This window comes from Acetobacter sp. DsW_059 (assembly GCF_002153695.1).
GTDB classification, from domain to species: Bacteria; Pseudomonadota; Alphaproteobacteria; order Acetobacterales; family Acetobacteraceae; genus Acetobacter; species Acetobacter thailandicus.
The window spans coordinates 40,857-66,634 of the sequence record NZ_JOPI01000019.1; the positions used below are offsets into that span (position 1 = coordinate 40,857).

Annotated in this window: 22 protein-coding genes; 13 read left to right on the forward strand and 9 right to left on the reverse strand. The window is 51.1% G+C overall.

Going from position 1 to position 25,778, the window contains the following annotated elements; translation table 11 throughout:
• Nucleotides 1-3 precede the first annotated feature (3 nt).
• Together HK25_RS05320 and HK25_RS05330 are read right to left on the reverse strand one after the other, a co-directional pair.
• Nucleotides 4-696: a hypothetical protein gene (locus HK25_RS05320; protein WP_086554933.1), complete on the reverse strand. Its 693-nt coding sequence runs from the start codon at nucleotides 694-696 to the stop codon at nucleotides 4-6.
• Nucleotides 697-877: 181 nt separating this feature from the next.
• Complete coding sequence (locus HK25_RS05330; protein ID WP_086554931.1) at nucleotides 878-1,255, reverse strand: hypothetical protein; 378 nt, start codon at nucleotides 1,253-1,255, stop codon at nucleotides 878-880.
• Between the two features lie 158 nt (nucleotides 1,256-1,413).
• On the opposite strand from HK25_RS05330, the gene HK25_RS05335 reads away from it, so the two are divergent.
• The 5 genes from HK25_RS05335 to hisI are packed head-to-tail and all read left to right on the forward strand — an operon-like array spanning nucleotide 1,414 to nucleotide 6,478.
• Complete coding sequence (locus HK25_RS05335; protein WP_086635549.1) at nucleotides 1,414-2,319, forward strand: glycosyltransferase family 9 protein; 906 nt, start codon at nucleotides 1,414-1,416, stop codon at nucleotides 2,317-2,319.
• Nucleotides 2,316-3,380 carry a glycosyltransferase gene (locus HK25_RS05340; protein ID WP_233127707.1) on the forward strand — a complete coding sequence of 355 codons (1,065 nt, stop codon included), beginning with the start codon at nucleotides 2,316-2,318 and terminating at the stop codon, nucleotides 3,378-3,380. The genes HK25_RS05335 and HK25_RS05340 overlap by 4 nt, the downstream gene beginning before the upstream one ends.
• Nucleotides 3,380-5,146: an asparagine synthase (glutamine-hydrolyzing) gene (gene asnB / locus HK25_RS05345; RefSeq protein WP_086635550.1), complete on the forward strand. Its 1,767-nt coding sequence runs from the start codon at nucleotides 3,380-3,382 to the stop codon at nucleotides 5,144-5,146. The genes HK25_RS05340 and asnB overlap by 1 nt, the downstream gene beginning before the upstream one ends.
• Nucleotides 5,147-5,180: 34 nt before the next feature.
• Nucleotides 5,181-6,056, forward strand: coding sequence for a folate-binding protein YgfZ (locus HK25_RS05350; protein WP_086635551.1), 876 nt, complete (start codon nucleotides 5,181-5,183; stop codon nucleotides 6,054-6,056).
• Nucleotides 6,053-6,478 (forward strand): phosphoribosyl-AMP cyclohydrolase, encoded by a 426-nt coding sequence (gene hisI / locus HK25_RS05355; protein ID WP_086635552.1) that lies wholly within the window; start codon nucleotides 6,053-6,055, stop codon nucleotides 6,476-6,478. Before HK25_RS05350 ends, hisI begins: the two co-directional genes overlap by 4 nt.
• A gap of 22 nt (nucleotides 6,479-6,500) precedes the next feature.
• On the opposite strand, the gene lpxB is transcribed toward hisI, so the two are convergent.
• From lpxB to tauD, 3 genes are read right to left on the reverse strand one after another with little or no spacing between them, the layout of a single operon-like run.
• The gene (gene lpxB, locus HK25_RS05360; protein WP_086635577.1) at nucleotides 6,501-7,685 is read right to left on the reverse strand and encodes a lipid-A-disaccharide synthase; all 1,185 of its coding nucleotides are present in this window, start codon (nucleotides 7,683-7,685) and stop codon (nucleotides 6,501-6,503) included.
• A gap of 29 nt (nucleotides 7,686-7,714) precedes the next feature.
• Nucleotides 7,715-9,073: an amino acid permease gene (locus HK25_RS05365; RefSeq protein WP_233127708.1), complete on the reverse strand. Its 1,359-nt coding sequence runs from the start codon at nucleotides 9,071-9,073 to the stop codon at nucleotides 7,715-7,717.
• On the reverse strand, nucleotides 9,070-9,975 hold the full coding sequence (gene tauD / locus HK25_RS05370; RefSeq protein ID WP_086635553.1) for a taurine dioxygenase: 906 nt from the start codon (nucleotides 9,973-9,975) through the stop codon (nucleotides 9,070-9,072). The genes HK25_RS05365 and tauD overlap by 4 nt, the downstream gene beginning before the upstream one ends.
• 260 nt (nucleotides 9,976-10,235) lie before the next feature.
• Here tauD and HK25_RS05375 point away from each other — a divergent pair, with 260 nt between their 5' ends.
• Nucleotides 10,236-12,671 (forward strand): TonB-dependent receptor, encoded by a 2,436-nt coding sequence (locus HK25_RS05375; RefSeq protein ID WP_086635554.1) that lies wholly within the window; start codon nucleotides 10,236-10,238, stop codon nucleotides 12,669-12,671.
• Nucleotides 12,672-12,813: 142 nt separating this feature from the next.
• Complete coding sequence (locus HK25_RS05380) at nucleotides 12,814-14,253, forward strand: SulP family inorganic anion transporter (protein WP_086635555.1); 1,440 nt, start codon at nucleotides 12,814-12,816, stop codon at nucleotides 14,251-14,253.
• Nucleotides 14,254-14,307: 54 nt separating this feature from the next.
• Here the strand turns inward: HK25_RS05380 and HK25_RS05385 are convergent, their stop codons facing one another.
• The 3 genes from HK25_RS05385 to msrP all read right to left on the reverse strand — a co-directional run bounded on the left by HK25_RS05385 (nucleotide 14,308) and on the right by msrP (nucleotide 16,740).
• A complete protein-coding gene (locus HK25_RS05385) occupies nucleotides 14,308-15,012 on the reverse strand; it encodes a YfdX family protein (RefSeq protein ID WP_086635556.1) in 705 nt (234 codons plus the stop codon).
• Nucleotides 15,013-15,159: 147 nt separating this feature from the next.
• Nucleotides 15,160-15,783: a sulfite oxidase heme-binding subunit YedZ gene (locus HK25_RS05390; RefSeq protein WP_086554922.1), complete on the reverse strand. Its 624-nt coding sequence runs from the start codon at nucleotides 15,781-15,783 to the stop codon at nucleotides 15,160-15,162.
• A 3-nt stretch (nucleotides 15,784-15,786) separates the two neighbouring features.
• The gene (gene msrP / locus HK25_RS05395; RefSeq protein ID WP_086635557.1) at nucleotides 15,787-16,740 is read right to left on the reverse strand and encodes a protein-methionine-sulfoxide reductase catalytic subunit MsrP; all 954 of its coding nucleotides are present in this window, start codon (nucleotides 16,738-16,740) and stop codon (nucleotides 15,787-15,789) included.
• Between the two features lie 105 nt (nucleotides 16,741-16,845).
• Here msrP and HK25_RS05400 point away from each other — a divergent pair, with 105 nt between their 5' ends.
• On the forward strand, nucleotides 16,846-17,721 hold the full coding sequence (locus HK25_RS05400; protein WP_086554920.1) for an NAD(P)-dependent oxidoreductase: 876 nt from the start codon (nucleotides 16,846-16,848) through the stop codon (nucleotides 17,719-17,721).
• A gap of 22 nt (nucleotides 17,722-17,743) precedes the next feature.
• Here the strand turns inward: HK25_RS05400 and HK25_RS05405 are convergent, their stop codons facing one another.
• On the reverse strand, nucleotides 17,744-18,505 hold the full coding sequence (locus HK25_RS05405; RefSeq protein WP_086635558.1) for a squalene/phytoene synthase family protein: 762 nt from the start codon (nucleotides 18,503-18,505) through the stop codon (nucleotides 17,744-17,746).
• Nucleotides 18,506-18,750: 245 nt separating this feature from the next.
• On the opposite strand from HK25_RS05405, the gene HK25_RS05410 reads away from it, so the two are divergent.
• From HK25_RS05410 to clpB, 5 genes are all read left to right on the forward strand, one after another.
• Nucleotides 18,751-19,359 (forward strand): superoxide dismutase, encoded by a 609-nt coding sequence (locus tag HK25_RS05410; RefSeq protein ID WP_086554918.1) that lies wholly within the window; start codon nucleotides 18,751-18,753, stop codon nucleotides 19,357-19,359.
• Between the two features lie 131 nt (nucleotides 19,360-19,490).
• Nucleotides 19,491-20,384: an MIP/aquaporin family protein gene (locus HK25_RS05415; protein ID WP_086554917.1), complete on the forward strand. Its 894-nt coding sequence runs from the start codon at nucleotides 19,491-19,493 to the stop codon at nucleotides 20,382-20,384.
• A gap of 495 nt (nucleotides 20,385-20,879) precedes the next feature.
• Nucleotides 20,880-21,620: a YoaK family protein gene (locus HK25_RS05420; protein ID WP_086635559.1), complete on the forward strand. Its 741-nt coding sequence runs from the start codon at nucleotides 20,880-20,882 to the stop codon at nucleotides 21,618-21,620.
• Between the two features lie 86 nt (nucleotides 21,621-21,706).
• Entirely contained in the window at nucleotides 21,707-22,840 is a 1,134-nt protein-coding gene (locus tag HK25_RS05425) for a cupin domain-containing protein (protein ID WP_086554915.1), read from the forward strand.
• 268 nt (nucleotides 22,841-23,108) lie between these two features.
• The gene (gene clpB, locus HK25_RS05430; protein ID WP_086554914.1) at nucleotides 23,109-25,715 is read left to right on the forward strand and encodes an ATP-dependent chaperone ClpB; all 2,607 of its coding nucleotides are present in this window, start codon (nucleotides 23,109-23,111) and stop codon (nucleotides 25,713-25,715) included.
• Nucleotides 25,716-25,778 lie beyond the last annotated feature (63 nt).

The window sequence follows — 25,778 nt, forward strand, 5'->3', positions numbered from 1 at the left end:
CCCTCACCCTGCCGGAGCCTCAATTACCTCAAGCATTGCCTGAGCCCGGCTCCTGACACCTGATGGTATAGCCTGATCTTCTGCCAGAGCCGCAAATTTTTTTCGCGCCGCGTCTACTTTCCCCTCTCTCAGGTCAAGGATAGCAAGCGATTCACTGGCAAGAGCAGACCACGGCTTATCTTTACCTGACAAAAGAGAAAGACGAGAGCGCAGCATAGCCGGATCCCCGTCATCCACCTGGCGCTGACACCACAGCAGGCTGGCCAGGCTACGCAAAAGCGGGTCTGCCCGCTCGTCATTCTGTACAAGATCCCAGGTCGTCAAAGCAGCTTTTATGTCTCCCTGAGCTGCCTGAACCCCACCTTCCTGCAGGCGGGCAAGGGTTTTTATCCCTTCCGGACTTGTCGTCGCAAGCTTACGCAAACTAATCAGACCTGCCTGCGCTGTCTCTGGCAGAGCAACCGGACCGGCTGAAGACGGAGAAATATGATCAGTCTGCCTCAGAGCGGAAAGGTAAATACCAGTTTTTAAGAGCAAATCAGCGTTTTTACCTGACACACGCCAGGACCATGCAACGCCTGCGGCAACGGCAAAAACCGCAACGACTATACCAGCGCCGGCATAACGGCGCGCTATCTTACGCACACGTTCAGCTTTTAAGTCGTCCTCTACTTCTCTGAAAACATCCTGTGCCACGTTTTAAGCCTGATCCCGTTATGCTGATATACCATGAGTTGAGCGGTTCACGTTTCTGCCCTACATCTGCACGACATACAAGATGTCAGAGCAAAAACACTCTCAGCTACTGTGTATTACTGACACAGCAGCTTCTGATTGAAAAGAAAGTGCTACTTCACTCATGTAACATGATAAAAATTTAATTGCTGCTGAATTTTTTACTACCAGCTTTCAGGACGGTGGATATCTGAGCAAAATGTCCGGCAATACGCTTTTGCACAAGCTGGCTGCCCTCATGCACATGAGTAATACGCTCACGTGCCTCATTGCTGATCGCATTTTCCTCTTTACTGGCGGCTTTAACAACACAGCTGTGATAGATTTTTGCCGCCTTCTGATATTCTGTCGCCTTATCTACACTGGCATTATACCTGGCAACTGTAGACACATCGAGCGCAGGCATAGCCGGCTCTGCACCACATGAGGCAGGAGCTGTCCACTCTGCGGCCTGGGCTGCCGGCATAACAGATAAAGCACAGGCTGCAGTCACTGAAAACAGCCACAGATTCGTCTTCATAACTCTTTGTTCTTTCTTCATTCCTCAGGGCGATACCCGCCTCTGTGATGTTAAACATACATTAAAAATCACAGATTGCTCAGCCTTCTCTTACAACAGTCTGTTCTGTTTATAATCCTGGCTTGGAAAAGTGCTGACCTGCGTATAAGCACAGCTATATGCGTATTCTTTTTATCACAGCAACGCGACTGGGTGATGCCGTACTTTCTACCGGCCTGCTTTCTCACCTTCTGACTATCTGGCCAGATGCACAGTTTACGGTAGCCTGCGGACCTGTGGCAGCCGGACTGTTTGAGCACATGCCGCGCCTGCAGCACCTCCATATCATGACAAAACGCCGTTATGACCTGCACTGGTTTGATTTATGGAAAGCCTGTGCGGGTCATAAATGGGACATAACGGTAGACCTGCGGGGGTCAGCTGTTACTTTTTTACTTCGCTCAGGCAAGCGTTACATTATGCGCGGAGGACGGCGCCCAGGCCTGCGCACCGAACATCTGGCGCAGGTGCTCCGCCTTTCGTCCCCCCCCTCACCTGTTATCTGGACCAGCGAAGCAGACAGGCATTACGTAAATACTTTTCTGCCTGCTCACACGCCATTAATTGCACTCGGCCCGACAGCAAACTGGAGTGGAAAAATCTGGCCGGCTGAAAACTACCTCCCTTTGTGGAAGGCACTCTCAGAACGCTACCCGCAGGCCCGGCCTGTTGTTTTGTATGGCCCCGGCCCACAGGAACAGGCACTTGCACAGCCTCTGCTGGATACACTCCCTGGTGTCATTGACGCTGGCGGAAAATTTTCTCTTTCACAAACTGCCGCTATCCTCATGCGCTGCAGGCTGTATATCGGCAATGATTCGGGGCTGATGCATCTTTCCGCAGCAGCCGGAACGCCGACACTGGGGTTATTTGGCCCGTCCCGCGTTTCTGAATATGCCCCTTCGGGCCAGCATACCGCCTGGGTTGTCGCTGATGGCCCTGAAGGGCATGCTCCTATTACCGGCCTTTGCGTAAGCACTGTAACCGAAGCTGCTCTGACCATGATGGACTCTTTGCCCTTATGACCTCTCCCACAGCAAATAACGGTCCCCCGGCCTCTTCTCTCCGCGTTGCACACGTCATGGCGGGGGCAGTCTCTGGCGGCGCAGAGTTATTTTTCGAACGGCTGTCTGTCGCGCAGGCGCAGGCGGGGCTTTCGGTTCTGCCCGTTATCAGGCGCGATGAAGCACGGGCAGCGCGCATGACGGCCGGCAATCTGCCACCGGTGCAGCTGGGTTTTGGCGGGCTGACCGACTTTAACACACGCCCGCAACTACGCAGACATCTGACAGCCTTTAAACCGCGTGTGACTGTTGCCTGGATGAACCGTGCAGCAAGATTAACGCCTGTCGGAGACTGGATTCTTGCCGGCCGCCTGGGAGGTTTTTATAATCTTTCTTACTATAAATCCTGCGATCACCTGATCGGCAACACACATGGTCTCGTCACATGGATGAAAGAACAGGGCTGGCCGGCAGATCGTGTACACTACCTTCCTAATTTTGCAGACGATCTGACGAACGTCCCTGCAACACGCCCGGCAGGCCTGCCTGATAATGTTCCGTTTTTTCTGGCTCTTGGCAGATTACATACGAACAAAGCCTTTGATGTACTCATCAGAGCTATGCGGCACCTGCCGCATATTCATGGTGTTATCTGTGGTGAAGGCCCCGAGCGCCAGGCTCTTGAAGATCTGGCCCGTAAAGAAGGCGTTGCAGACCGCCTGCTTATGCCCGGCTGGGCCACTCAGCCTGGCGGACTGATCAGGGCCAGCTCTGTTCTGGTCTGCCCGTCACGCCATGAACCTTTAGGCAATGTCGTTATCGAAGGCTTTTCAGCTGCCAGGCCTGTTGTGGCCGCGGCATCACAGGGACCGTCAGAACTGATACGTCACGGCGAAAACGGGCTGCTCGCCCCGGTGGAGGACGACCGTGCCCTGGCTGAGCAGATCGCCCGCGCGGTGGAGGACAAAATCCTCGCAGAGCGGGTAGCTCTTGCCGGACGTGCGGATTACGATAACATTTTCTCCACCGGGCCTGTTCTGTCTGCCTGGTCTGATTTTCTGAGCACAGCGGAAAAAGCCTGATGTGTGGTATCGCCGGCATTGCCTATAAACCTGACGCAACTCCGGTTGCGCAGGGCACCCTCAATGCTATGGCTGCTGCCCTGCACCATCGCGGGCCAGACGGCACCCATTTTGCCCGTATGCCACGCATTGACCTTATTCATACCCGCCTGTCGATTATTGACCTCAAAGGCGGCGACCAGCCTCTGACCACCGGCACCGGCACACTGGTTGCCAACGGCGAAATCTATAATGACCTGCATATCCGTCAGGCTTTTGGCAAAGATCGGTTTAAAACCGGCAGTGACTGCGAATCGCCCCTGGTCATGTGGGAACAGACCGGCGCTGATTATACTGCCTGCCTGAGGGGCATGTACGCCATTGCGCTCTATGACAGTTCACGCGACCTGCTGTTACTCTCGCGCGATCCGTTTGGTATTAAACCCCTTTACATCACAGAAGGTGAGTTTGGCGTTGCCTTTGCCTCAGAACCTGAAGTGTTATTACAGGCAGGGTTTGTCGCACGGGCTGAACGCACAGACGCTCTCCACGAACTACTGCAGCTTCAGTTCACAACCGGGCGAAATACATTATTCGAGCGTATTCAGCGGGTTATGCCCGGCGAGACACTGCACATTCAAAGCGGGCGCATCATTAAACGACAAACGCAGCCTGCTCTGCCCAGGGCCTCTTCCCTGACGCCCTTCACGTCTGAAACAGAAGCACTGGCAGCGCTCGACCAGGCCCTGATGGATAGCATTGCTGCTCATGAGCGTTCAGATGTACCTTTTGGCCTGTTCCTTTCCGGCGGCATTGATAGTGCCAGCCTGTTAACTGGTATGAGGCGCCTGAATACTTCAGAAAAATTACTTACATGGACAGCAACCTTCTCTGGCAGCACTGCCGCTGATGAATCTGACATCGCCCGTGAACTGGCACAGGCAGCACAGGCAGAACATGAAACAGTCAGCATCACAGAAGCCATGGTATGGCAGCACCTGCCAGCCATAGTTGCCTGCATGGATGACCCCGCGGCTGATTACGCTATTATTCCCACCTGGTTTCTGGCCCGCAAAGCAGCTGAAGAGGTACGCGTTGTCCTCTCCGGGGAAGGTGGCGATGAACTGTTTTGTGGCTACGGGCGTTATCGTTCAGCCACGCGCCCATGGTGGAGAGGCAAACGCCCGATGTGGCGCAAAGGTATGTTTGACGGACTTGATGTCTTACGTGCATCTCCTGCAGGCTGGCGCGATGGAATCAGCCTGACCGAAGGCATGATACCTGCACCACCATCTCCTCTTTCAGCTGTGCAGAGCGTTGATGTTGCTGAATGGCTGCCTAACGACCTGCTGCTGAAGCTTGACCGCTGCCTGATGGCTCATGGTCTTGAAGGACGAACTCCCTTCCTCGACCCGGTTATTGCTGCCTGCGCCTGGCGACTGCCTGACACACTGCGTGTAAATAAAAACAAAGGAAAATGGCTGCTGCGCCGCTGGCTTGAACAGCACTGCCCGGCAGCCCGCCCTTTTGCTCCCAAACAGGGCTTTACAGTTCCTGTCGGCCACTGGATTGCACAACAGGGACAAAGGCTCGGTGACCTCGTTGCCAGGCAGGACAGCATTCAGGCCATTGCACATCCTGACCGTGTGCGTGCTTTGTTTAAAGAAGCTTCAGGCCGAAAAGCAGCCCCCGCAGCATGGACCCTGCTTTTTTACGCCCTGTGGCACCGCACCCACATACGTGCCCTGCCCTCCCAGGGTGATGTTTTTGAAACACTAAGTGCCTAAGTTAACACAACATATCCATCAGGGAGAGAGCAGTATGTCATCCGCTACACCCTCACACCTCGTACGGCTAACAGGCCGGACGGTTATTAAAGTCTCAGGCCCTGACCGCATTAAGCTTTTGCAGGGACTGATAACAGCCGACCTCACAACACTCTCCCCCGAAACGCCGGCTTTATGGTCAGCTATTCTCACCCCGCAGGGCCGCTGGCAGGCTGATTTTTTTGTTATTCAGGACCCGGACGACACATGCCTGTTACTCGACTGCGCTGCAACACAGGCTGAAGACCTTAAAAAGCAGCTTTCACGCTTTAAACTCCGCTCGGATGTACAGCTTGAGCTGACAGGCCTGACAGTCTGTGCCGCATGGGGCAGCAGGCCCGCCGCAGACATTGCCGAAAATGCTGTTGTATTCGCTGATCCACGCAGAGCTGAGGCCGGATGGCGGCTGATTGATACCCCGCCTGAAACAGCTGAAACAGCAACAGAAAGCGATTATAACCTGCACCGCCTGGCACTCGGCCTGCCAGATGGCGTGCAGGACTGCGAACAGGGGCGCACCCTTGCAGCTGAAGCCAATATGGACCTGCTGGGTGCTTTGTCCTGGACCAAAGGCTGCTATATGGGCCAGGAAGTAACCGCCCGCATGCATTACCGCACATTGCTCAAACGTCGCCTGGTGCCTGTTGCCGCAACGCATCCCCTGCCTGCACCTGGCACGCCTGTTTTTGCAGGTGAGGCAGAAGTTGGTACCATGCGCTCATCACAGGATCATATCGGCCTGGCTCTTCTTAAAGTTTCAGCTCTTGAACGCCCCCTCACCTGCGATGGTATCACGCTGACACCCCGCCCGACGGAATGGCTTAAACCCGCTATTGACGCCCTCTCTTCTTCGGAAAACTCACAACCATGACCCGCAAAGCACCTGACGCACAGACTCTCAGCCTGATGCTTGATAATGTTAAATTTGATAGTAATGGCCTTATTGCCGCCATTGCACAGCAACACGACACCGGCGAAATTCTGATGCTCGCCTGGATGAATCACGAGGCTCTTGAAGAAACTCTGCAAACCGGCCGCGTATGTTACTATTCACGCAGCCGCCAGAATCTCTGGCGTAAAGGCGAAACTTCAGGCCAGACCCAGCAACTGATTGAAGCGCGCCTTGACTGCGATGGCGATGCTGTTCTGCTGCTTGTCGACCAGACTGGTGTTGCGTGCCACACAGGCCGTAAAAGCTGCTTTTACCGCTCGTTCACAGAGGATGGCCTGAAAGAAATCAGCAAGCCTGAAATCGACCCCGGTCAGCTCTATGCCAGACCACATAAACATTAAAACTAACGCTTTATCCTGACATTCAGCGCGGTATAATTTTACCGCGCCTGACCAGCAGAGTCAGCACCTCCTGGGCGGCGGCGTCAGCCGGCAGGCGCCCCTCCGGCCCTTTCAGGCTATTGATAACCTCTTTAAAAGCTGCTTTTTGCCTCAGAGCAACTTCGGGCTTATCAAAAAGACGCTGTACAGCGCGAGCCAGAGTGTGCGGGTTACATTTCTCCTGTAACAGCTCAGGCACAATTTCCCGCTTAGCGAGCAGGTTAACCATAGCCACATAAGGCACACGAATAAGCCTGCGCGCCATCATAGCCGTAAGCGGGTTAACCCGATAAGTAACTGCCATTGGCACGCCTGCCATTGCCAGCTCAAGTGTTGATGTACCTGATTTTGTTAAAGCGGCGCCGGCAGCTGCAAAGGCATCATGCTTATCTTCAATATCCGTTACAATAACCGGCTTTACCGGCCATTGTGCTGTTTGATGCAGGACTGTAGCAGCCACGACAGGAGAAACCGGAATAACCGGCACAACATCTGGCATCATACGCTGTAAAAGGGTCAGCATTTTACCCAGCACTGGCAACAGGCGGGGCACTTCAGAGCGACGGCTGCCGGGCATCAGCACCAGTACGCGGGCACTCTCTGAAAGCCGGTATTTCCGACGAAAACGCTCAGCATCTCCCTGACAGGCAGAAGACTGAATAACCGGGTGGCCGACAAAACGAGCCACTAAGCCATGCTGCCTGAAAAAATCCTCCTCGAAAGGCAGAAGGCACAGAAGTTCATCCCACAAACCTGGGAATTTTTTCACCCGCTTTTGTCGCCAGGCCCATACCTGCGGAGCAACATAATGCACACGCAAACAGGCCTGCCCTGCAATACGCCTTAACAGACGCAGCGCAAAACCAGGACTGTCGATAGTAATAACGAGATCGGGTTTCTGGCGCGCAACATCTTCAACAGCCTGATCAAGACGAGCAGAAAGGGCACGAACACGCGGCAGAATTTCAACCAGGCCCATCACTGCCAGGTCACGCATAGGGAAAAGACTTTGAAGCCCCTCCTCCTCCATGCGTGTGCCACCTATTCCGACAAAACGTACAGCCGGCGCATAAGCCCGCAGGGCAGACATCAGACGGGCGCCAAGCACATCTCCACTGGCTTCACCGGCCAGTATCCAGACAAGAAAGGGGGTGTCACTGCGTATCATAGCCATACTCCCCCAATAGAACACTCCTCCTATCCGGCGCAATCACCATCAGAAGAGCGCAGCACTCTGAAACTGACACCAGTTGCAAGAGCGATAAATACAAAGGCTATAAGGCCATCAAGTCTGCTTTCAGGAAAAAGCGGGATGACGAGGAACAAAAAACCCATCAGCAGAGCTGAAATACTGGCCAGCAAGCCTGTCGCCCTTAGTGCCTGAGCACGTGAGAGCCGCAGACAGGACAAAGACACCATAAAATAAACGAACAAAATTAATGTACCTGAAGCCCCAAGCAGAATCGCATAGACATGTGAAGGAGACCAGACAGCGGACAACACTATCAGCACTTCAAACACTGTACTCAGGGCAACGGCCCGTAATGGCACCCCATAACGTGAGGAATAAGCCAGCCTTGCCGGGGCACAGCCCAGGTCTGAGAGCTCGCGCAACACGCGTGACACAACGTATTTCGATGAATTAAGGCAGGAGATCACCGCCACAAGCGTCATGATAATGACCGCAGAACCAGCGAACGGGAATGCCAGATAATCCATCACCAGCAAAAATGGCGAATGGCCCGAATGTACGTCAGTCCAGGGTCTGAGACACAAAATAACCAGTACTGACCCCAGATAGAACAGTAAAACCAGAAACGGAACACGCAGAACTGTACGCCGGATATTCTTCTCAGGCTCATCACTTTCAGCAGAGGCAACAAAAGCTATTTCACAACCGGTAAAAGTCTGCACGATCATTGGCACAACAACCGGGACAGCCCACAGGCCAAAAGGAAAAAAACCGCCATGCCCCATAAGATTTGCGTGAACCAGATTTACGGAATCAGGTGTTTTTGCAAACCAGTAAACGCCAAGGCCGACAAATAATGTCAGACTCAGTAATTTGAGCACTGACAAAATTACCTCACTTTTCCCATAGGCCCGCACAGGCATGGTATTAAGTAAAAGTGCGAGAACAATCAGAGCAGCAGACCCGGCAAAAGCCGGGATAGCAAACAGGTCATTGAGGATCAGCCCCCCGGCAACAGCCTGCGCCCCTCCGGTTACGACCCACAGAAAAGCATAGCTCCAGCCGGCAACAAACCCGCTTCGTTGCCCAAGAACACCCGAAATATGTGAAATAAACGACCCCTGCCCTTTGTGATAACGGGCCAGACGCCCGAGCAAAATCATCACAACCCAGACAAGCGCACCAGCCAGCAGATAAGAGGCAAGCACAGAAGGCCCGGCGGCAGAGATTGTCGCAGAAGTACCAATAAAAAGACCAGCGCCAATAATGCCGCCAACAGAGATCATAGAAACGTGCCAGTCAGCCAGTTTCTTCTGTGTTACATCTGAAGAAACCGGGCTTTTACGCACGACAGTCACTGTCACAAAACGGGTTTATCTGCCGGACCAAAAGGCTTGTCTCCCAGAATGGTAATGCGATGCATAATACGGCGACTGGGCCGGTAATCATCCGTCGCATAATGTTGTGTGATGCGGTTATCCCAGAATGCGACATCACCCGCACGCCAGGACCAGCGCATATGAAATTCAGGACGCGCCATATGACGAAATAAAAACGCCAGTAATGCTGCACTTTCCTCAGCATCAACATCACAGATTTCTGTCGTGAAACCCTCATTAACAAAAATGGCTTTTTGTCCGGTTTCAGGATGCACACGAATAACCGGATGTTCAACAGGCAAATGGCTGTTGCGAATTTCAGCCCAGCGACGACGTTCCTCCTCCGTTCGTCCAAAACGTGACAAAGGAAAGGACCGTGTAAAATCGTGCAATGCGGTCAGATTGTCCAGATGGACTTTCATAGGCTCTGACAAAGCATCATAGGCGGCTGTGCCACTGGCCCATAGCGTATCTCCGCCTATTTCAGGCAGGTGGCGGGCGACCAGGATGGCCCCCATAGGCGGTGTCTCAGAAAATGTGACGTCTGTATGCCACAAGGCATTATCTTTCAGGTCATTCTGAGCAGTATCAAGCACAATGGCCTCAGGCACATCAGGCACCGTAGGATAAACAGGATGCCGGTGCAGCGAGCCAAATGCCAGACCAAGGTCACGATGCTGGCGCGGTGTAATTTCCTGATCACGAAAAAACAGCACCTGATGCTGAAGCAAAAGACCACGAAGAGAGGCGATATCAGAGACAGAGAGCGGCTTATGCAGCTCCACGCCCTTAACGACAGCACCAATATGAGATGACAGGCGTTTGACCTGCCATTTCTGAGCTGCCTTGCCTGTAAAGTTATTCTGATAAACTGCTAACGCCATCATACTCATCCTTCACGCTGCACATTATGAGCACACAGAATGTTTCCACGATTTTTGTAGCATATTACAGAAATCACATAAAAAACAACGAAATTAATTCGTTTATTTTTAATATACGTTTTATTTTGTGTGATATTTATGTTTCACTGCCTTATTTATTTATTAATCAAACTTACGATGATCATGTTTATATCTAAAAATTCAGGGCGTCTTATGCTAACCGCAGTGGAATTCGCCCTTATGTTTTACCCAAAGGTTTTCGCATGAAAATTTTCTCCTCAGTCAGATGGCTGCCGGTATGCGGCATATTTTTCCTGGCCGAGACACATGCTGCGACCTTACATACAGGCAACACATCTCACCCCGCTCATACCGCAGCACCCAAAAAGAAAAAAAAGGGAGCCGCCCCGGTCGCTCAGTCTGAAGAACTGGCTGTAAGCGGCCGCCATATTCTGCGCTCTTCACAAATAACGCTCAGACACCAGATTCTTGAGCAGCAGGTACCCGGCACCAACCCCCTTAAAACTCTGGCGCAAATGCCCGGTGTGCAGTTTCAGTCTGACGATCCGCAAGGTCTCGACACTTACTCTAACCAGCTCTACATGCATGGCTTCCAGCAAACGGCTATTGGTATGACCCTTGATGGTATGCCGCTGGGTGAACCTACTTTTCGTAACTATAATGGTCTGAACCCTATCCAGGCCATTTCATCTGAAAATGTTGAACGCCTTGATGTCACCCAGAGCGCCGGAGCTGAATCATCCGCCAGCACCAACAATCTGGGGGGCACGATCAACTATGTCTCCTCATCACCGCGGGACAAAATGGGTGGGCAGATTAACCAGACCTTTGGCAGTAATGCGCTATACCACTCTTTTTTCCGTTTTGATTCTGGCAGACTGAACGACAGCGGCACAAAATTTTATGCCTCTTATATGCGTAACCAGACAGATAAATGGAAAGGCGGCGGTGACCAGTTTATGCAACAGGTCAACGCCAAGCTGGTACAACCCATTGGCAGGCAAAGCCAGGTGTCAGCCTTTTTTGACTGGGACCAGCTACAAATGGTCAACTACCAGGATTATACGCCCAACTGGCTGAAGAATAACGGCTATTATATTGATAATTTTTATGGGCTGCCTAACGCCTGGCAGAATGCCTATAACGCTTCGGAAGGAAAATTTCCGGCATCATATAAAAATATTAACGACCCGAAAGATGCCTCTTATTATGACAGCACAGCGACATCAGGGGATTACTTTGGCGGGGTAACAGCTGACCTGCTGCTGACAAATAAACTACGCTGGAAAACCACATTTTATGGCCATGAGGAAACCGGGCACGGCACCTATGCCAACCCTTATGCCTGCTCAAACCCCACAGCCAGCCCCTGCCCGGTTGAAGACGATAAAGTACGCCTTAATGGCGGGCGTATTTTTGAACAGGTGCGCAAACCCTATATCGAGCGTTATGGCATTCTTTCATCATTTAATTATTCTATAGGACATCATGCCATTTCAGCTGGCGTATGGTATGAAAACAACCATTACTCAAGCTTTGCCTATGCATATCAGCAGCCTTTGCCTGGTGAGGGCTCTCCCCTGAACCCGTTTGGCAGCTTTAAAGGCGTACCCAGACGTACCCTCTGGGGTCAGCAGTATAATACCAATACATTCACGGCCTTTGTGCAGGACACCTGGCACCCTGTACCGTCACTTGCTCTGCATTTTGGCTTTAAATCTATGCAAAATGTCACACGGGTTGGCGATGCACAAAACTGGAGCCTGATGTACCCCACTCTCACCAGCAGCCAGAGCCTGACAACAGCTTATGCTTTTCTGCCACATATCAGTGCTGACTGGATTTTCCTGAGAAAACACCAGATTTTCTTTGATATTTCTAAAAATGCCCATGCCTATTCTCAGTCAGGCTATAACTCCAGCAACGCGCCAATGGCCGTCTCACAGGCAGCCTATAACGCGACAAAGGACTCTCTGCGTCCCGAAACTGCATGGACCTTTGCCGCGGGCTATCGCTATACCGACAAAATTGTTCAGGCCAGTCTGTATCTTTACCGGACAAACTTTAACAACCGCCTGCAACAAATTCTTTCAAACACAGGCAGTGGTGCCCTGCTCTCAAACACAACGGCCACAGTGCAGAACGTAGGCGGTGTCACCATGAATGGTGTTGATGCCGGCATTACAGTTATGCTGGCTCCACGCCTGGCACTGTTTAACAGCGTAAGCTACAATCATTCAGTCTATGATCAGAACATTTCAAGCGGTGGCAAAACCTATAATACAAAAAACCATCAGGTCGTTGCCTACCCTAAATTTATGTATAAATCGCGCCTCTCTTACGAGTATCACAACATTGAAGCCTATGTTGATGCGCAATATTACAGCCGCCGCAGCTTTGACTATGTTGGTGACTTCAAAATGGCTCCCTACTGGATGAGCGATCTTGGTCTGTCTTATACCCTTCATGACATAGGCCTTAGCTCAAAACGTGCGCTTAATGTGCATAAGATCGTGTTCTCTTTTAACATCTATAACCTGTCAGGCACGAAATATGCCTCAACAATGGGGCAAAACGGTTTCACGATGGATAACTCAAACAACAGCGCTTTTAACAATCAGTCCATTCTGCTTGGTGCTCCGCGCCAGTTCTTTGGCTCCATCCGCGCTGAGTTCTGAGCCGCGCTATACCCTCACACACCACAGGCTAACATGCTGAGGGTATTCAGCTCTTACATTCCTGGCTCTGTCACGATAAACTGTTCGCTCACCCTTTTTTAATAAACAGAACAGTATCGTCTTTGAGACAGAAAGGTTTTGTGTGACCGTTAACCAGTACATCCGGGAATGGACAGACAGTCCTGTCAAAAACATTCTTGCCGGCATGGTGGGAACCTTCGCTCTTATTCCTGAAGTTATCGCTTTCTCCTACGCTGCAGGTGTTGCCCCTGAGGTCGGCCTTTTTGCCTCCTTTGTCATCAGCATTGCCATTGCCATAACAGGCGGCCGGCCCGGTATGATTTCGGGCGCGGCAGGTTCAGTTGCTCTGGTCGCAGCCGGCCTGGTGCACAGCCACGGCTTTCAGTATCTGCTGCTTGCCACCGCCCTGGCTGGCCTTATTCAAATTCTTTTTGGCGCGCTAAAACTACAGAGCATGATGCGTTTTGTTTCGCGCGATGTTGAGAAAGGATTTGTCAACGCGCTGGCTATTCTGATTTTTTCAGCCCAGCTGCCACAAATGATCCATGTCAGCTGGCAGACCTATGGTCTGATCGCGCTGGGGCTGGCGATCGTTTATCTTCTGCCAAGAATAACAACTGCCATCCCATCCCCTCTTATCTGCATCCTGGCACTCACAACAGTAACAATGGTCTGGCCGATGCCGGTTCATGTCGTTGCAGACCTGGGTGCCTTACCAAAAGGTCTGCCTGCCTTTACTCTGCCTGCTGTGCCCTGGTCGTTAGAAACTTTAGAAATAGTGCTGCCATATTCTGTGGCAATGGCCATGGTGGGTATTCTTGAATCTTTGCTGACCGCCACTGTTGTTGACGAAATGACAGACACTCACAGCAATAAACGAATGGAATGCACCGGGCTTGGGATTTCAAATATTCTCGCAGGCCTTTTTGGCGGCATGGCTGGCTGCGGTATGATTGGTCAGACTGTTGGCAACCTGCGCTATGGTGGCAAAGGCAGACTTTCAACCTTTACGGCTGGTGCTTTTCTGCTTCTTCTGCTGGTAGTTTTTCACGATTTCGTTGCAAAAGTGCCCGTGGCTGCACTGGTTGCCATTATGATCATGGTTTCTGTCAGCACGTTTTCATGGTCATCTCTTAACGAGCTTATACGTCACCCCCGCCTCTCCTCAACTGTTATGCTGGTTACTGTGGGTGTTGTTATTCTCACGCACGACCTTGCAGCCGGCGTTGCCTGTGGCGTGTTGCTGAATGGTTTGTTTTTCTCATTTCAGGTAATGAAGCTTTTACATGTCACCAGCCAAACCAGTGCCGATGCACAGACCATAACATACTATGTTGCGGGACAAATCTTCTTTGCTTCAACTGACATTCTTAACGATGCCATAGATTTTCAGGCACCGGAAAGCACAATTGTGCTCGACTTAAGTCAGGCAAGAATATGGGATATAAGTGCGGCGGATACAGTGGAGAAAATTGCAGCCCGCCTGCGAGGCAAAGGAAAAACGGTCACATTTATCAATGTTGACCAGAGCTCTGCAGCTCTTCTGAGAAAAATCGCGTAACCAACACTAAAAACTACTTTCCCCGCTTTATAACAGCGGGGAAAGCATAAAAACTTACTTTTTCACCGGTGCAGCTGCAGCAGGCGCAGCTGCTCCCGGAGGAGGAGGTGCTGCCGTAATAAATACATTATCAGAAATGAAAATAATGCCATTCAGGATATCTGAAATCGCATCCAGAGCTTCCTTGCTCTGTTTCGCTTCAGCGAAAACTTCAGCGCGGTGCAGACTGGCAAGAGTATCGTTCAGAGGTGCCAGAGCAATCATCAGGTCACTGTCCTGACCGACCACCTGAAATACCTGTGCTGCCTGATCCGTCTGACCAGCTTTCAGCTTATCGTTAGCTGATTTAACAGCCTGCTGTTTTTCAGGCACCAGCGTATCATCAACAACAAACTGACCACCAACGGGGATCCAGGTTACTGTGCCGGTCGTGCTTTTATGTGCAGGTGCAGCCACATGACCTGAAGCGGCCGTCAGCTGTTTTTCATCTGCAAGAAATTTTTTCTCTGACAGACCCGCAGCCTGCAGGTTTTTCTGAGCATCAGCCAGAAGAGGAAGAGCTTCGCTGGTTTTTCCCTGGTTCAGCAGAGCCTGAATCTGGAAAACATCAGTAAGAGTTTTCTGTCCCTCGCCGGAGAGGCGTTTAAGAGCGCGCCCGGCTTTATAATTTTCCCAGTCGTTATGCAGTGTATCGGCATGGACTACCGGTGTCATCAGAGCAAAACCAGCAAGACCAGCAAGCAAAAATTTCATTCGCATCGTAATACTTTCTGTCAGGATGTCTAATCAAAAGAAACATATCATCTGCAGTGAGCAGCATGGACCCCCTCACCTGCAAATGCAAGCCTGCCGCTCATCTCTTTTGTCGTCATATTTGTTGTATCACAGGCTGTTATTTTCTTACATTCAGGCACGGCGCGGGGTGCGACCTTTCCTGATCAGACGAAAAGACAGGAAAATACAAACCAGAGCAGCATACACAAAAGGCTGCACATGCCACGTTTTAAACGCGATCATATAATGGATACTGGCCAGGATAGCCGCACCATACACCAGACGATGCAAAGGCCGCCACCAGCGCCCCAGTGCCTTTATTGTTTTACGGGTTGACGTCAGCGCCAGGGGCAACAAAATTAAAAAAGTCAGCAAACCAAAAATCAGAAAAGGGCGTGTTGTGACATCACGCCACAAAACATGCGTATCAACATGTCTGATCACAACCACATAAAAGAAAATATGTAGCGCAGCATAAGTAAACGCCAGCAGGCCCAGCGGCCGGCGCCAGAGCATAAGATCAACCCCTGCAAAGCGCTTTAGCGGCGTAATTGCGAGGGAGAGCAGTAAAAAACGTATCGCATAACGACCAAAATCATGCAGGCAGTAATGTGCAGGGTCAGGCCCCAGATTGCCCATAACACCGGCTGTAAGGTCAAACACGAACGGAGCCAGAAAAAACAGATAAAGCAGCACCTGCCTTTTAACGGGAGTAAACCCGTTTTTTTGTCGCGAAGAGACTGACCGCCCTGACATCACCTAAAAATCCTTATTCAGATCCATGCCTTTATAAAGCCCGCTTACCTGCTCTGCATATCCGTTAAAAAGCTGAGTGGGTTTACGTGCTGTATAAAACAAACTCCCCTGCCCAATAATCTGCTCACTTGCCTGGCTCCAGCGCGGGTGATCAACAGCAGGGTTCACGTTGGCATAAAATCCATATTCATTCGGGGCCATGACGTTCCAGCTTGCAGGCGGCTGTTTATCGGTGAGCGTAATGCGCGTAATCGACTTGATGCCTTTAAAACCATATTTCCATGGCACCACCAGCCTGACAGGCGCGCCGTTTTGTGCTGGCATCGTCTGCCCATACACACCTGTTGCCAGAATAGTTAACGGATGCATTGCTTCATCAAGCCGCAGTCCCTCACTATACGGCCATGTCAGAGAAAATGCCCCGCCTCTCTGCCCCGGCATCTGCTCAGGCCTGACGACAGAGGTAAACGCAACGTAACGGGCTTCGCTTTTAGGTGAGACTGCACGCAACAGCGCACCAAGCTCAAACCCGTTCCACGGAATAACCATCGACCAGGCTTCAACACAGCGCATACGATACAGGCGGTCCTGCTGCCCGAACTGACGGATCAGTTCATCAATATCCCACACCTTCGGGTGGTCAACCAGCCCGTCAACCTGCACACGCCAGGGCCTTGAAACAAAATCACCTGATAAAGCTTCAGGATCAGATTTATCCGTCCCGAATTCGTAAAAATTATTATAATGCGTAATATCATTCAGCGATGTCGGCTTATCAGGCGCAGGCCAGCCCCGCCCGTCAATCCGCCCTGCCTCTGCTGCCAGAGCAGAATAAGGCGACACACCGGCTGCTGCCACGCCCATAGCTGCTGAGGCTATCATTTTTCTGCGAGAAAGAAACAAATGACGCGGAGTGATCTCTGAAGGGGCTGGTCGTGGATAGCGATAGACTGTCATAGTTCATTATCCCTGCTGGATAGTCGCCCGGTCGTCAGTTATGGGCATACCGGCGCATATTACCATAATGCTCGTGAAGACATATAAAGATAAGGAACACAGCGCATGGCACACTCTCAGACTATTGGGTTCATTGGCTTTGGTGCAATGGCCTGCCGTATGGCTGCTCACCTTAAGCAGGCCGGATATGGCATTATTGCCTACACGCCCTCTGGCAAAGGGGGAGATGGCTCAGTCTCTTTTTTACCTGCTCCGGCAGACGTCGCCCGTAACGCTGACATCGTTTTAGTGTGCGTACCTGACGATGAGGCTCTTGCCGCCTCTATGTATGGAGAAAACGGAGCACTCAGCGGTATTAAAAAAGGGGCATTACTGCTTAACACGAGTTCTGTCTCTCCCGAAGCGACAACCAGATTGTACGAATCTGGCCAGGCAAGTGGCGCGGTTGTCATAGACTGCCCGGTTTCAGGCAGCACACCCGAGGCTGATAAAGGCGCTCTTGTTGTTCTTGCCGGTGGTACAGACGAAGAACTGGCCCGTGCGAAACCAGTTTTTGACATCATTGGTAAAATTACGATCCATGCCGGCCCCGCCGGCAGTGGTGCGCGCCTCAAACTCGTCATTAACGCCATTATGGGTGCAGGCCTTGCTGCCGTTGCAGAGGGTATTGCTTATGGGCTGGCAGCAGGCCTTGACCGGTCAATGCTGTTTGACGCGCTTGATAATGTGGCCGTTATTTCGCCGCACCACAAACGCAAAATCCTCGCAGCCAAAAATGGTGACTTCTCACCTCAGTTCCCTGCCCGCCTGATGCAGAAGGATATGCGCCTGTTTGTGGATGCCGCTGCACGCGAGGCTGTGCCTGTGCCAACACTGGCAGCTGTTACGCAACAGCTCTCACTGACAAAACGCGCTTCGCCTGATTCAGACTATTCTGCTCTGATCGGCATTATGGAGCATATGACGGCCAATGATGCCTGAACGGCATTAATAATCCTGCTGGTCAGGTTTTGTTGCCTGACCAGCGTGTTTTCAGGCCGGCTGCAATAACGGCGCATTTATCCCCAAGGCCTCTGGGGCGGCCGGCCTGATTACTATCACGCTGCAGGTCACGACGCGCCAGCACGGCTGGCAATGCAGCCTTTGCCGCAAGCGACCCCTTCGCGATTTTCTGCTCTGCCTCAGCCAGAAACACAAAGCCTGCCTGCCTGAGCCCATCAGCCTCACCAGGAAAAAGATAACGCCCGCCCGCCTTTTGCAGCACCGGCCAGTGGCGAAGCATTGCCCCTGCACCATAAGCTGCACCACATGCGGCAAGACCGTCGAGCGTCTCTGCATCTGTAATGCCCAGCGCCTCACCCACAGCGCGCTGAAGGCCACCACTGCCTTTGAGCATCATCGCAGCCCAGGATGACGGATCCCCTTCTGCCGACAGTTCACTTTCCCTTGCCTCCAGAAGGTCCGTAACTGTTTCGGTGCGAAATTTTTTTGCCTGCAGAGCACTGAGCAACAGCGGAGCCAGTTCGTGCTCAGGCGGACGGGTGCCCTCAAGCACGTCGCGCCACCACTGCAACCTGATATAGGCCGCCATCGGGCCTGCAATCGTAGCTGAACGACCAGGCACAAGGGCTCTGGTTATTTCGTCATGAAACGCAAGGAGCAAAAAAATATTCTGTCGGGCAGGTTCCGGCAAAAAACTTGCACATAAGGCACGATCCGGGTCAGCTTTAAAAACGTATTTTTCAAAAGTCTGAACACCCTGCATAGATCGCACACCACGCTTTGTGACCGGTACAGGTCATTATGAAAAGATAATAAATAATATTCGACAACGCTGTGTGACATACGCTGAAACGAATGAAAATGCCGTATTTAGCATAAGCACAACTGTGTGAGGCAGGGTTCTGAGGGGCACACTAACCAGGACTGTCCCTTGACGTGTCAGCCTCAGCTTCATAGCTCTGTAGTCACGGCACTCCGCCGTCCTTCATTTTGACGGAGTATAAAATAATGGCTTTCGAACTGCCAGCTCTTCCTTATTCCCCAAATGCGCTTGCTGCTCGCGGCATGTGCCAGGAAACGCTTGAACTGCATCATGGCAAGCACCACCAGGCATATGTAACAGCTCTCAACAACTTTGTTGAAGCCAAGCCTGAACTTAAAGGCAAGTCTCTGGATGAAATCATCCTGGCTGTTAAAGGCGATGCCGCACAGGCTCCTGTATTTAACAATGCTGGTCAGCACTGGAACCACATCCTGTTCTGGCAGAACCTTTCTCCTGCCGGCGGCAAAGTACCTGCAAAACTGGCTGCTAAAATTGCCAGCGACTTTGGCAGCGACGAAGCTTTTCGTGAGCAGTTCAAACAGGCTGCTATTTCTCAGTTCGGTTCTGGCTGGGCATGGCTTGTTCTGGGTAAAGACGGCAAGCTGGCTGTAACCAAAACAGCTAACGGCTCAAACCCTCTGGCCGAAGGCCACGGTAAAGTACTGCTGGGTCTCGACGTATGGGAGCACGCTTACTACCTCGACTTCCGCAATCGTCGTCCTGACTACATCACAAACTTCCTCGACAAACTTGCTAACTATGAGTTTGCTGAAGCACAGCTGAACGCTGCGTAAAATACAGAGGAGCTTCCTTTAAACGGGAGCTCCGCTGCACCTGCCTCCGTAAAGTCAATACTTCACCAGCCGTTCACCGGGCCTGTGCAGAACCGTTGTAAAACAGTTTTTCAAAAGGAACCCCTGGTACTGTGTCTGTTCTGCATTTTAAAAAACATACTGAAGATCGTCCTCTGGCCGGGCAGCCACGCCCTGACCGCCCCCTGCACTGGAAGCTTTATGGATGTGAAAGCCTCGCCACTGCGGTTCTGATCATCTGCGGTGTTGTCTCTAATACGCTCCTTCTCTCAACACATATTCCCCTTGGCCAGCATCTGGCCAGCCATGCCGTATTGCAAACAGCATTATGCGGACTGTGTTTTGGCCTTTCAGGTGGCATTGCAGCTTATACGCGCTTTGGCAAAGTCAGTGGTGCACACCTTAACCCTTCTGTTTCGCTCGCATTTTACATGTATGGCCGCCTCACATGGATCGACACACTGGGTTATATTCTGGCGCAGCTTATCGGGGCCTGTTTGGGCATTGCGCTGCTTATGGGAGCCGGCGCGCTGTTTCCCTTCTGGGACAGAGCGATGGCAAGTGTTAGCTTTGCCGCTACAATGCCTAACCCTGATGTCTCGCTTTTATGGCCCTTTATGTCAGAATTTGGCACAACCTTTTTACTGGTCATTATGATCATCTGGCTTCTGGGGCACCCGGCTCTTAAATATTTCTCACCATGGGCTGCCGGTTTTTTCTTTTTATTTATGAACCCGGTTACCGCCTGGCTCTCTGGCAACAGTACGAACCTTGCCAGAAGTTTCGCGCCAGCTCTGGCCTCCGGGCAATGGCATCATTTCTGGATCTATCTGACCGCCCCTTTTATCGGTGCAATCTGCGCGATGCTGCTGATACGTATTGATCTGTTTGGCAAAATACATCTGGCAGAAGCACGCCTGGTCAATTTTGGGCATCACGGCCGGGTCCCCAGATTTTCAGACCCTGAGCATAAATCTCCGCCACCTGTTACCCAGCCCCCGGGTTAAGATACAGTGCTTTTCACATTACGGCTGAACAGTTAAGAAAATCACTGAGAATATGATCTGACGCATGAGGCACCTGACAGAAGGGAAGTTTATCTGCTCCCCTCAGGTGCCGCTTTTATATCGTGCTGACCTGAAAAATTTCACCAGAAAAAAATAGTGCGCTTATAGCTCACCAAACCAGTTTTTTCTCGCATAAATTGTTAGAAGTCACTTCATATGGCAGCATCAGAAAACACCATTTATGTTAAGAAAATCCATGATGAATGTCATCAGCTCTGACAGTGACACTATACCACTCTGCAACATTCCCCTTTAAGAAACCCCTTATAAATTCATAAAAAATACACTCAGATTATCTGACATTACAAAGATTTTTATGACAAAATATAATCAGGCTTTCAATAAACAAACATTTTCAGTAGTGTAAGATTCTCCGCAACCAAACAATTACATCGTGCGGCTGATTATCTTCATGGCCTTTTCTGGAGCACTGATATGATTGCCGCCTCCTCTCAGGAAACGTTAAGAAAAAACCAATATCCACTCATGGAAGACAGAGGGATAGGCTTTATACTCGCATTCTGCGCAGGTCTGATGAATGCCTGGACTTTTTACCATGCACAGACCTTTGCTACCGTGCAGTCGGGTAACGTCGTGCAGGTTGGGTATCGCCTGGTACAGGGTGACTGGTCTGCCTTCTGGTTTGCCTTTGGTTCTGTTATTGCTTTTGGTCTCGGCTCCGCCTTCTGTGGTGTTGTCATGACGACACTTCTTTCAAAAGGGCGTAACTTCACAATCATTGTACTATGGTGTGAGTGCCTGGGGCTGGCACTGATCAGCGCCACAGCTTTTTATGGTATTGTTCGCCCTGAAGTGCTGGCACTGGCTATCAGCTTTGTTGCCGGTATGCAGGGCAATGCTTTTCATAAAGATCATGGCATGCTCTACGGCAACGTCGCAGTTACCTTTGTTGTGCAGATGGCCTTTAATTTTCTGGCACAAAGTTTTTTCAAAAAAGACGGCATCAACGGTGAATCCAACCTGATGTGGTCAGGCATTTTCTTTTTTGTTTTATTAGGATTTGCCTCCGGAGGTGCTTTAGGTTTCTACATCGATAAAATAGTTAAAGATAATGCTTCTTTAATTATCGCAACGTTTTCTCTTCTTTTAGTTGCTCTCATAGCAAAAAATCGTCGGAAAACTTCAGATCCAACGTCAGGGGCCACGTTCGTATAAATAATCAGGCCTCTTTTTCCTGTCATTTCTCACCTGAAAACAGGTCTGTAACCCCGTTACAGGTCACATCGTAAAGGATTATCTTCATGACAGAACTCAAACAACCAGTCAGAGGTTCTAAAGGCGCTGATATTGCAGGCCCGCGCAACCCGGAAGTTGAACTTCAGAACCCGGATATTTTCCTGCCACCTGCGACCGATAACGGAGGCCTGCCCAACCTGAAATTCCCCTTCGCGATGGCACATAACCGCCTTGAAGATGGCGGATGGGCACGTGAAGTCACATGCCGTGAAATGGGTGCTCTTAAAGAGCTGGCTATCGTCAACATGCGCCTCCCCCCCGGCGTTGTACGCGAAATGCACTGGCATAAAGAAGCTGAGTGGGCTTATGTGCTGAAAGGTAAAGTGCGTTTTTACCTGATTGATGACCAGCGTCAGACACTGATTGAAGATCTTGAACCCGGAGATCTGTGGTTTGCACCGGCTGGCTTCCCTCACGCTATTCAGGGGCTGGAAGAAGGCACAGAGTTCGTTCTTGTTTTCAATGATGGCAATTTCTCCGAAAACCAGACACTGCTTGTTACCGAGCTGTTTGCTCACATTCCCCGCGAGGTACTGGCGAAAAACTTTGGCCTGCCAGAAGCCGCATTTAACAATATTCCTGCCAGCGAAAAATATATTTTCCGTCAGCCTGTTCCCCCGCCGCTTGAGCAGGTGCGTAAAGAACTGGGCGCCGTAACCTATACTGATAAATATGTTTTCCGTGCCTCTCAGGTGCCACCGACTGCCTATCCAGGTGGCGCAACACAGGTTGTCGACTCACGCAATTTCGATGTTACCAGCCTCGCTGCACTTTTCATTGATCTCGATCCTGGTGCTCTGCGCGAGGTTCACTGGCACCCCGATGCTGACGAGCTGCAATATTATATCAGTGGCAAAGCGCGCATGACGGTATTTGATGCGGTTAATAATGCCCGGACCTTTGACTTCGTCCCTGGTGATGTCGGGTATGTGCCAAGAACATTAGCGCATTATATTGAAAATATTGGCGATGAGCCTCTGCGCGTCATCAATGTCTTTCACACTGATAAATATAAAGATATTTCGCTCAATAACTGGCTGGCTCTGACCCCGCCTCACCTGGTTAAGGGGCATCTTAACGTTGATGATAACTTCATTAAAAACCTCAGACAAACGCGCCAGCCCGTTGTTAAAAAATAATATTTTTTAACGCATTAATACTGCCATCCTCCAGCCTGTATAGCAGGGTGGCAGTATTAAATAATTTCATTCAACACATTAATATCAATCAGTTTCATATTTTTTAACATAAATGCATAAAATATTAACATTTTGTTCTTACAGCTCTTGATTGTTGAAATGAGGGTGCCAATCTCTGAGTATGGGTGAAGCATTCATCCCCTCACTGCCTTACCGGGGTGAGAAACGGCCTTTAGTTGCCTGAGATAAGAGGGACAAGAGGAATATTATGGATATTGCAAAATTTACTGAACGGTCAAAAGGCTTTTTGCAGGCTGCACAGACCATTGCTCTGCGTGATTTTAACCAGCAGCTGACCCCTGAGCATCTGCTCAAAGCAATGCTTGACGACGACGAAGGGGCAGCTTCTGCCCTTATCCGCGCTGCTGGCGGCAACCCTGAACAGATTAAAGCCTCGAACACCGAAGCCCTGGCAAAATTGCCTCGTGTAGAAGGTGGTGGGGCTGGTCAGCCACAGGCCACACCTGACCTGATTCGCCTCCTTGATGACGCTGAACAGGCTGCTGCAAAAGCAGGAGACTCCTTCGTTGCCCAGGACCGGCTCCTTGTCAGCATTGCCGCATCGAATACAGCCGCAGGCAGGGCTTTGCAAAAGCACGGCGCCTCTGCCTCTGCGCTTGAAAGTGCCGTCGCGGCAATCCGCAAAGGGCGCACCGTAACCAGCGAAAATGCTGAAGCCGGCTTTGATGCGCTTAAAAAATATGCACGTGACGTCACTGCTGTTGCACAGGCAGGCAAACTCGACCCGGTTATTGGTCGTGATGAAGAAATTCGTCGCGCCATTCAGGTTCTGGCCCGCCGCAGCAAAAACAATCCGGTTCTGATCGGTGAGCCAGGCGTTGGTAAAACAGCTATTGTAGAAGGGCTTGCCCAGCGTATCGTCAATGGTGACGTACCTGAAGCCCTTAAAAACAAAAAGCTGCTTTCGCTTGATCTCGGTGCTCTGGTTGCCGGCGCGAAATTTCGTGGTGAATTTGAAGAGCGCCTTAAAGCTGTACTGAAAGAAATTGAAAGTGCCGAAGGCGAGGTTATCCTCTTCATCGACGAAATGCATACTCTCGTTGGCGCCGGGCGGACCGATGGCGCAATGGATGCCTCGAACCTGATCAAACCTGAGCTGGCTCGTGGCACGCTGCATTGTATCGGCGCGACAACACTGGATGAATATCGCAAATATATTGAGAAAGATGCAGCACTTGCCCGCCGCTTCCAGCCGGTTTTTGTGGGCGAGCCATCAGTGGCTGATACCATCTCTATTCTGCGTGGTATTAAAGAGAAATACGAACTCCATCACGGTGTAAGGATAACCGATGGGGCTATTGTTTCTGCCGCAACGCTGTCAAACCGCTATATCACTGACCGCTTTCTGCCAGATAAAGCAATTGACCTGATTGATGAAGCTGCCAGCCGTCTGCGGATGCAGATTGACAGCAAACCTGAGAAACTTGACGAACTCGACCGTCGTATCATCCAGCTCAAAATTGAGCGGGAAGCTTTGCGTAAAGAGGATGATACAGCCAGCAAAGAGCGTCTTGAAGCTGTTGAACTGGAGCTGACTGAACTTGAAGAGCAGTCAGATGCCATGAGCGCGACCTGGCATGCAGAAAAAGAACGTGTTCAGGCTGTGCAGAAGCTGCAGGAGCAGCTTGACCAGGCACGCTCTGACGTTGAAGTCGCACAGCGCACAGGCAACCTCGGCAAAGCTTCTGAGCTGATGTATGGTGTCATCCCTGACCTTCAGGCAAAAATTGCCACAGCCCAGCAGGAAGAAGCCGAAAGCAGCAAAAGCGATCTCGTCTCGCAGGCTGTTACTGACCAGAGCGTGGCGGCTGTTGTCTCGCGCTGGACTGGCGTGCCTGTTGATCGCATGCTTGAAGGTGAACGTGCCAAATTGCTGCGTATGGAAGATGAACTGCGCCGTTCTGTTATCGGTCAGGAAGCCGCTCTCAAAGCTGTTTCTGATGCCGTACGGCGTGCTCGTGCAGGCCTGCAGGACCCTAACCGCCCCATCGGTTCGTTTTTGTTCCTTGGGCCAACCGGCGTAGGCAAAACCGAGCTTTCAAAAGCTCTGGCACGCTTCCTCTTTGATGATGAAAAAGCTCTGCTTCGCATTGATATGAGCGAATTCATGGAAAAGCATGCTGTCTCACGTCTGGTCGGTGCCCCTCCGGGATATATCGGCTATGAGGAAGGTGGTGTGCTGACAGAAGCTGTGCGCCGCAGACCTTACCAGGTTATTCTGTTCGACGAAGTTGAAAAAGCTCATCAGGATGTCTTTAACATTCTGCTGCAGGTGCTTGACGACGGCCGCCTGACAGATGGTCAGGGACGCACAGTTGATTTCCGTAATACAATTATCATTCTGACAAGCAATCTCGGGTCTGAACTGCTGGCAAACCAGCCAGATGGTGAATCAACTGACCTTGTTCATGCCAGCGTGATGAAGATTGTACGCGATCACTTCCGCCCTGAGTTCCTCAACCGTCTGGATGAGATTATTCTGTTCTCACGTCTGCAAAAAGCAGACATGGCTCAGATCGTTGATATCCAGATTGCACGCCTGCAAAAGCTGCTTGATGACCGCAAAATAACGCTGTCTCTTGATAATCTGGCTCATGCCTGGCTGGCTAACGAAGGGTATGACCCGGTCTATGGTGCGCGCCCGCTTAAACGGGTTGTGCAGCGCAGCCTGCAAAACCCTCTGGCTGAGCTTTTGCTTCAGGGTAGCATTCATGACGGACAGACTATTCCTGTCTCAGCGAATGGTGACAGCCTGCTGATAAACCATGAGAGTGCGACAAAGATTGACGCATAATCCGGCGGCTTTGATATAAGTCTGCGACGGGGGAGTGAAAGCTCCCCCGTTTTTTTATATAAA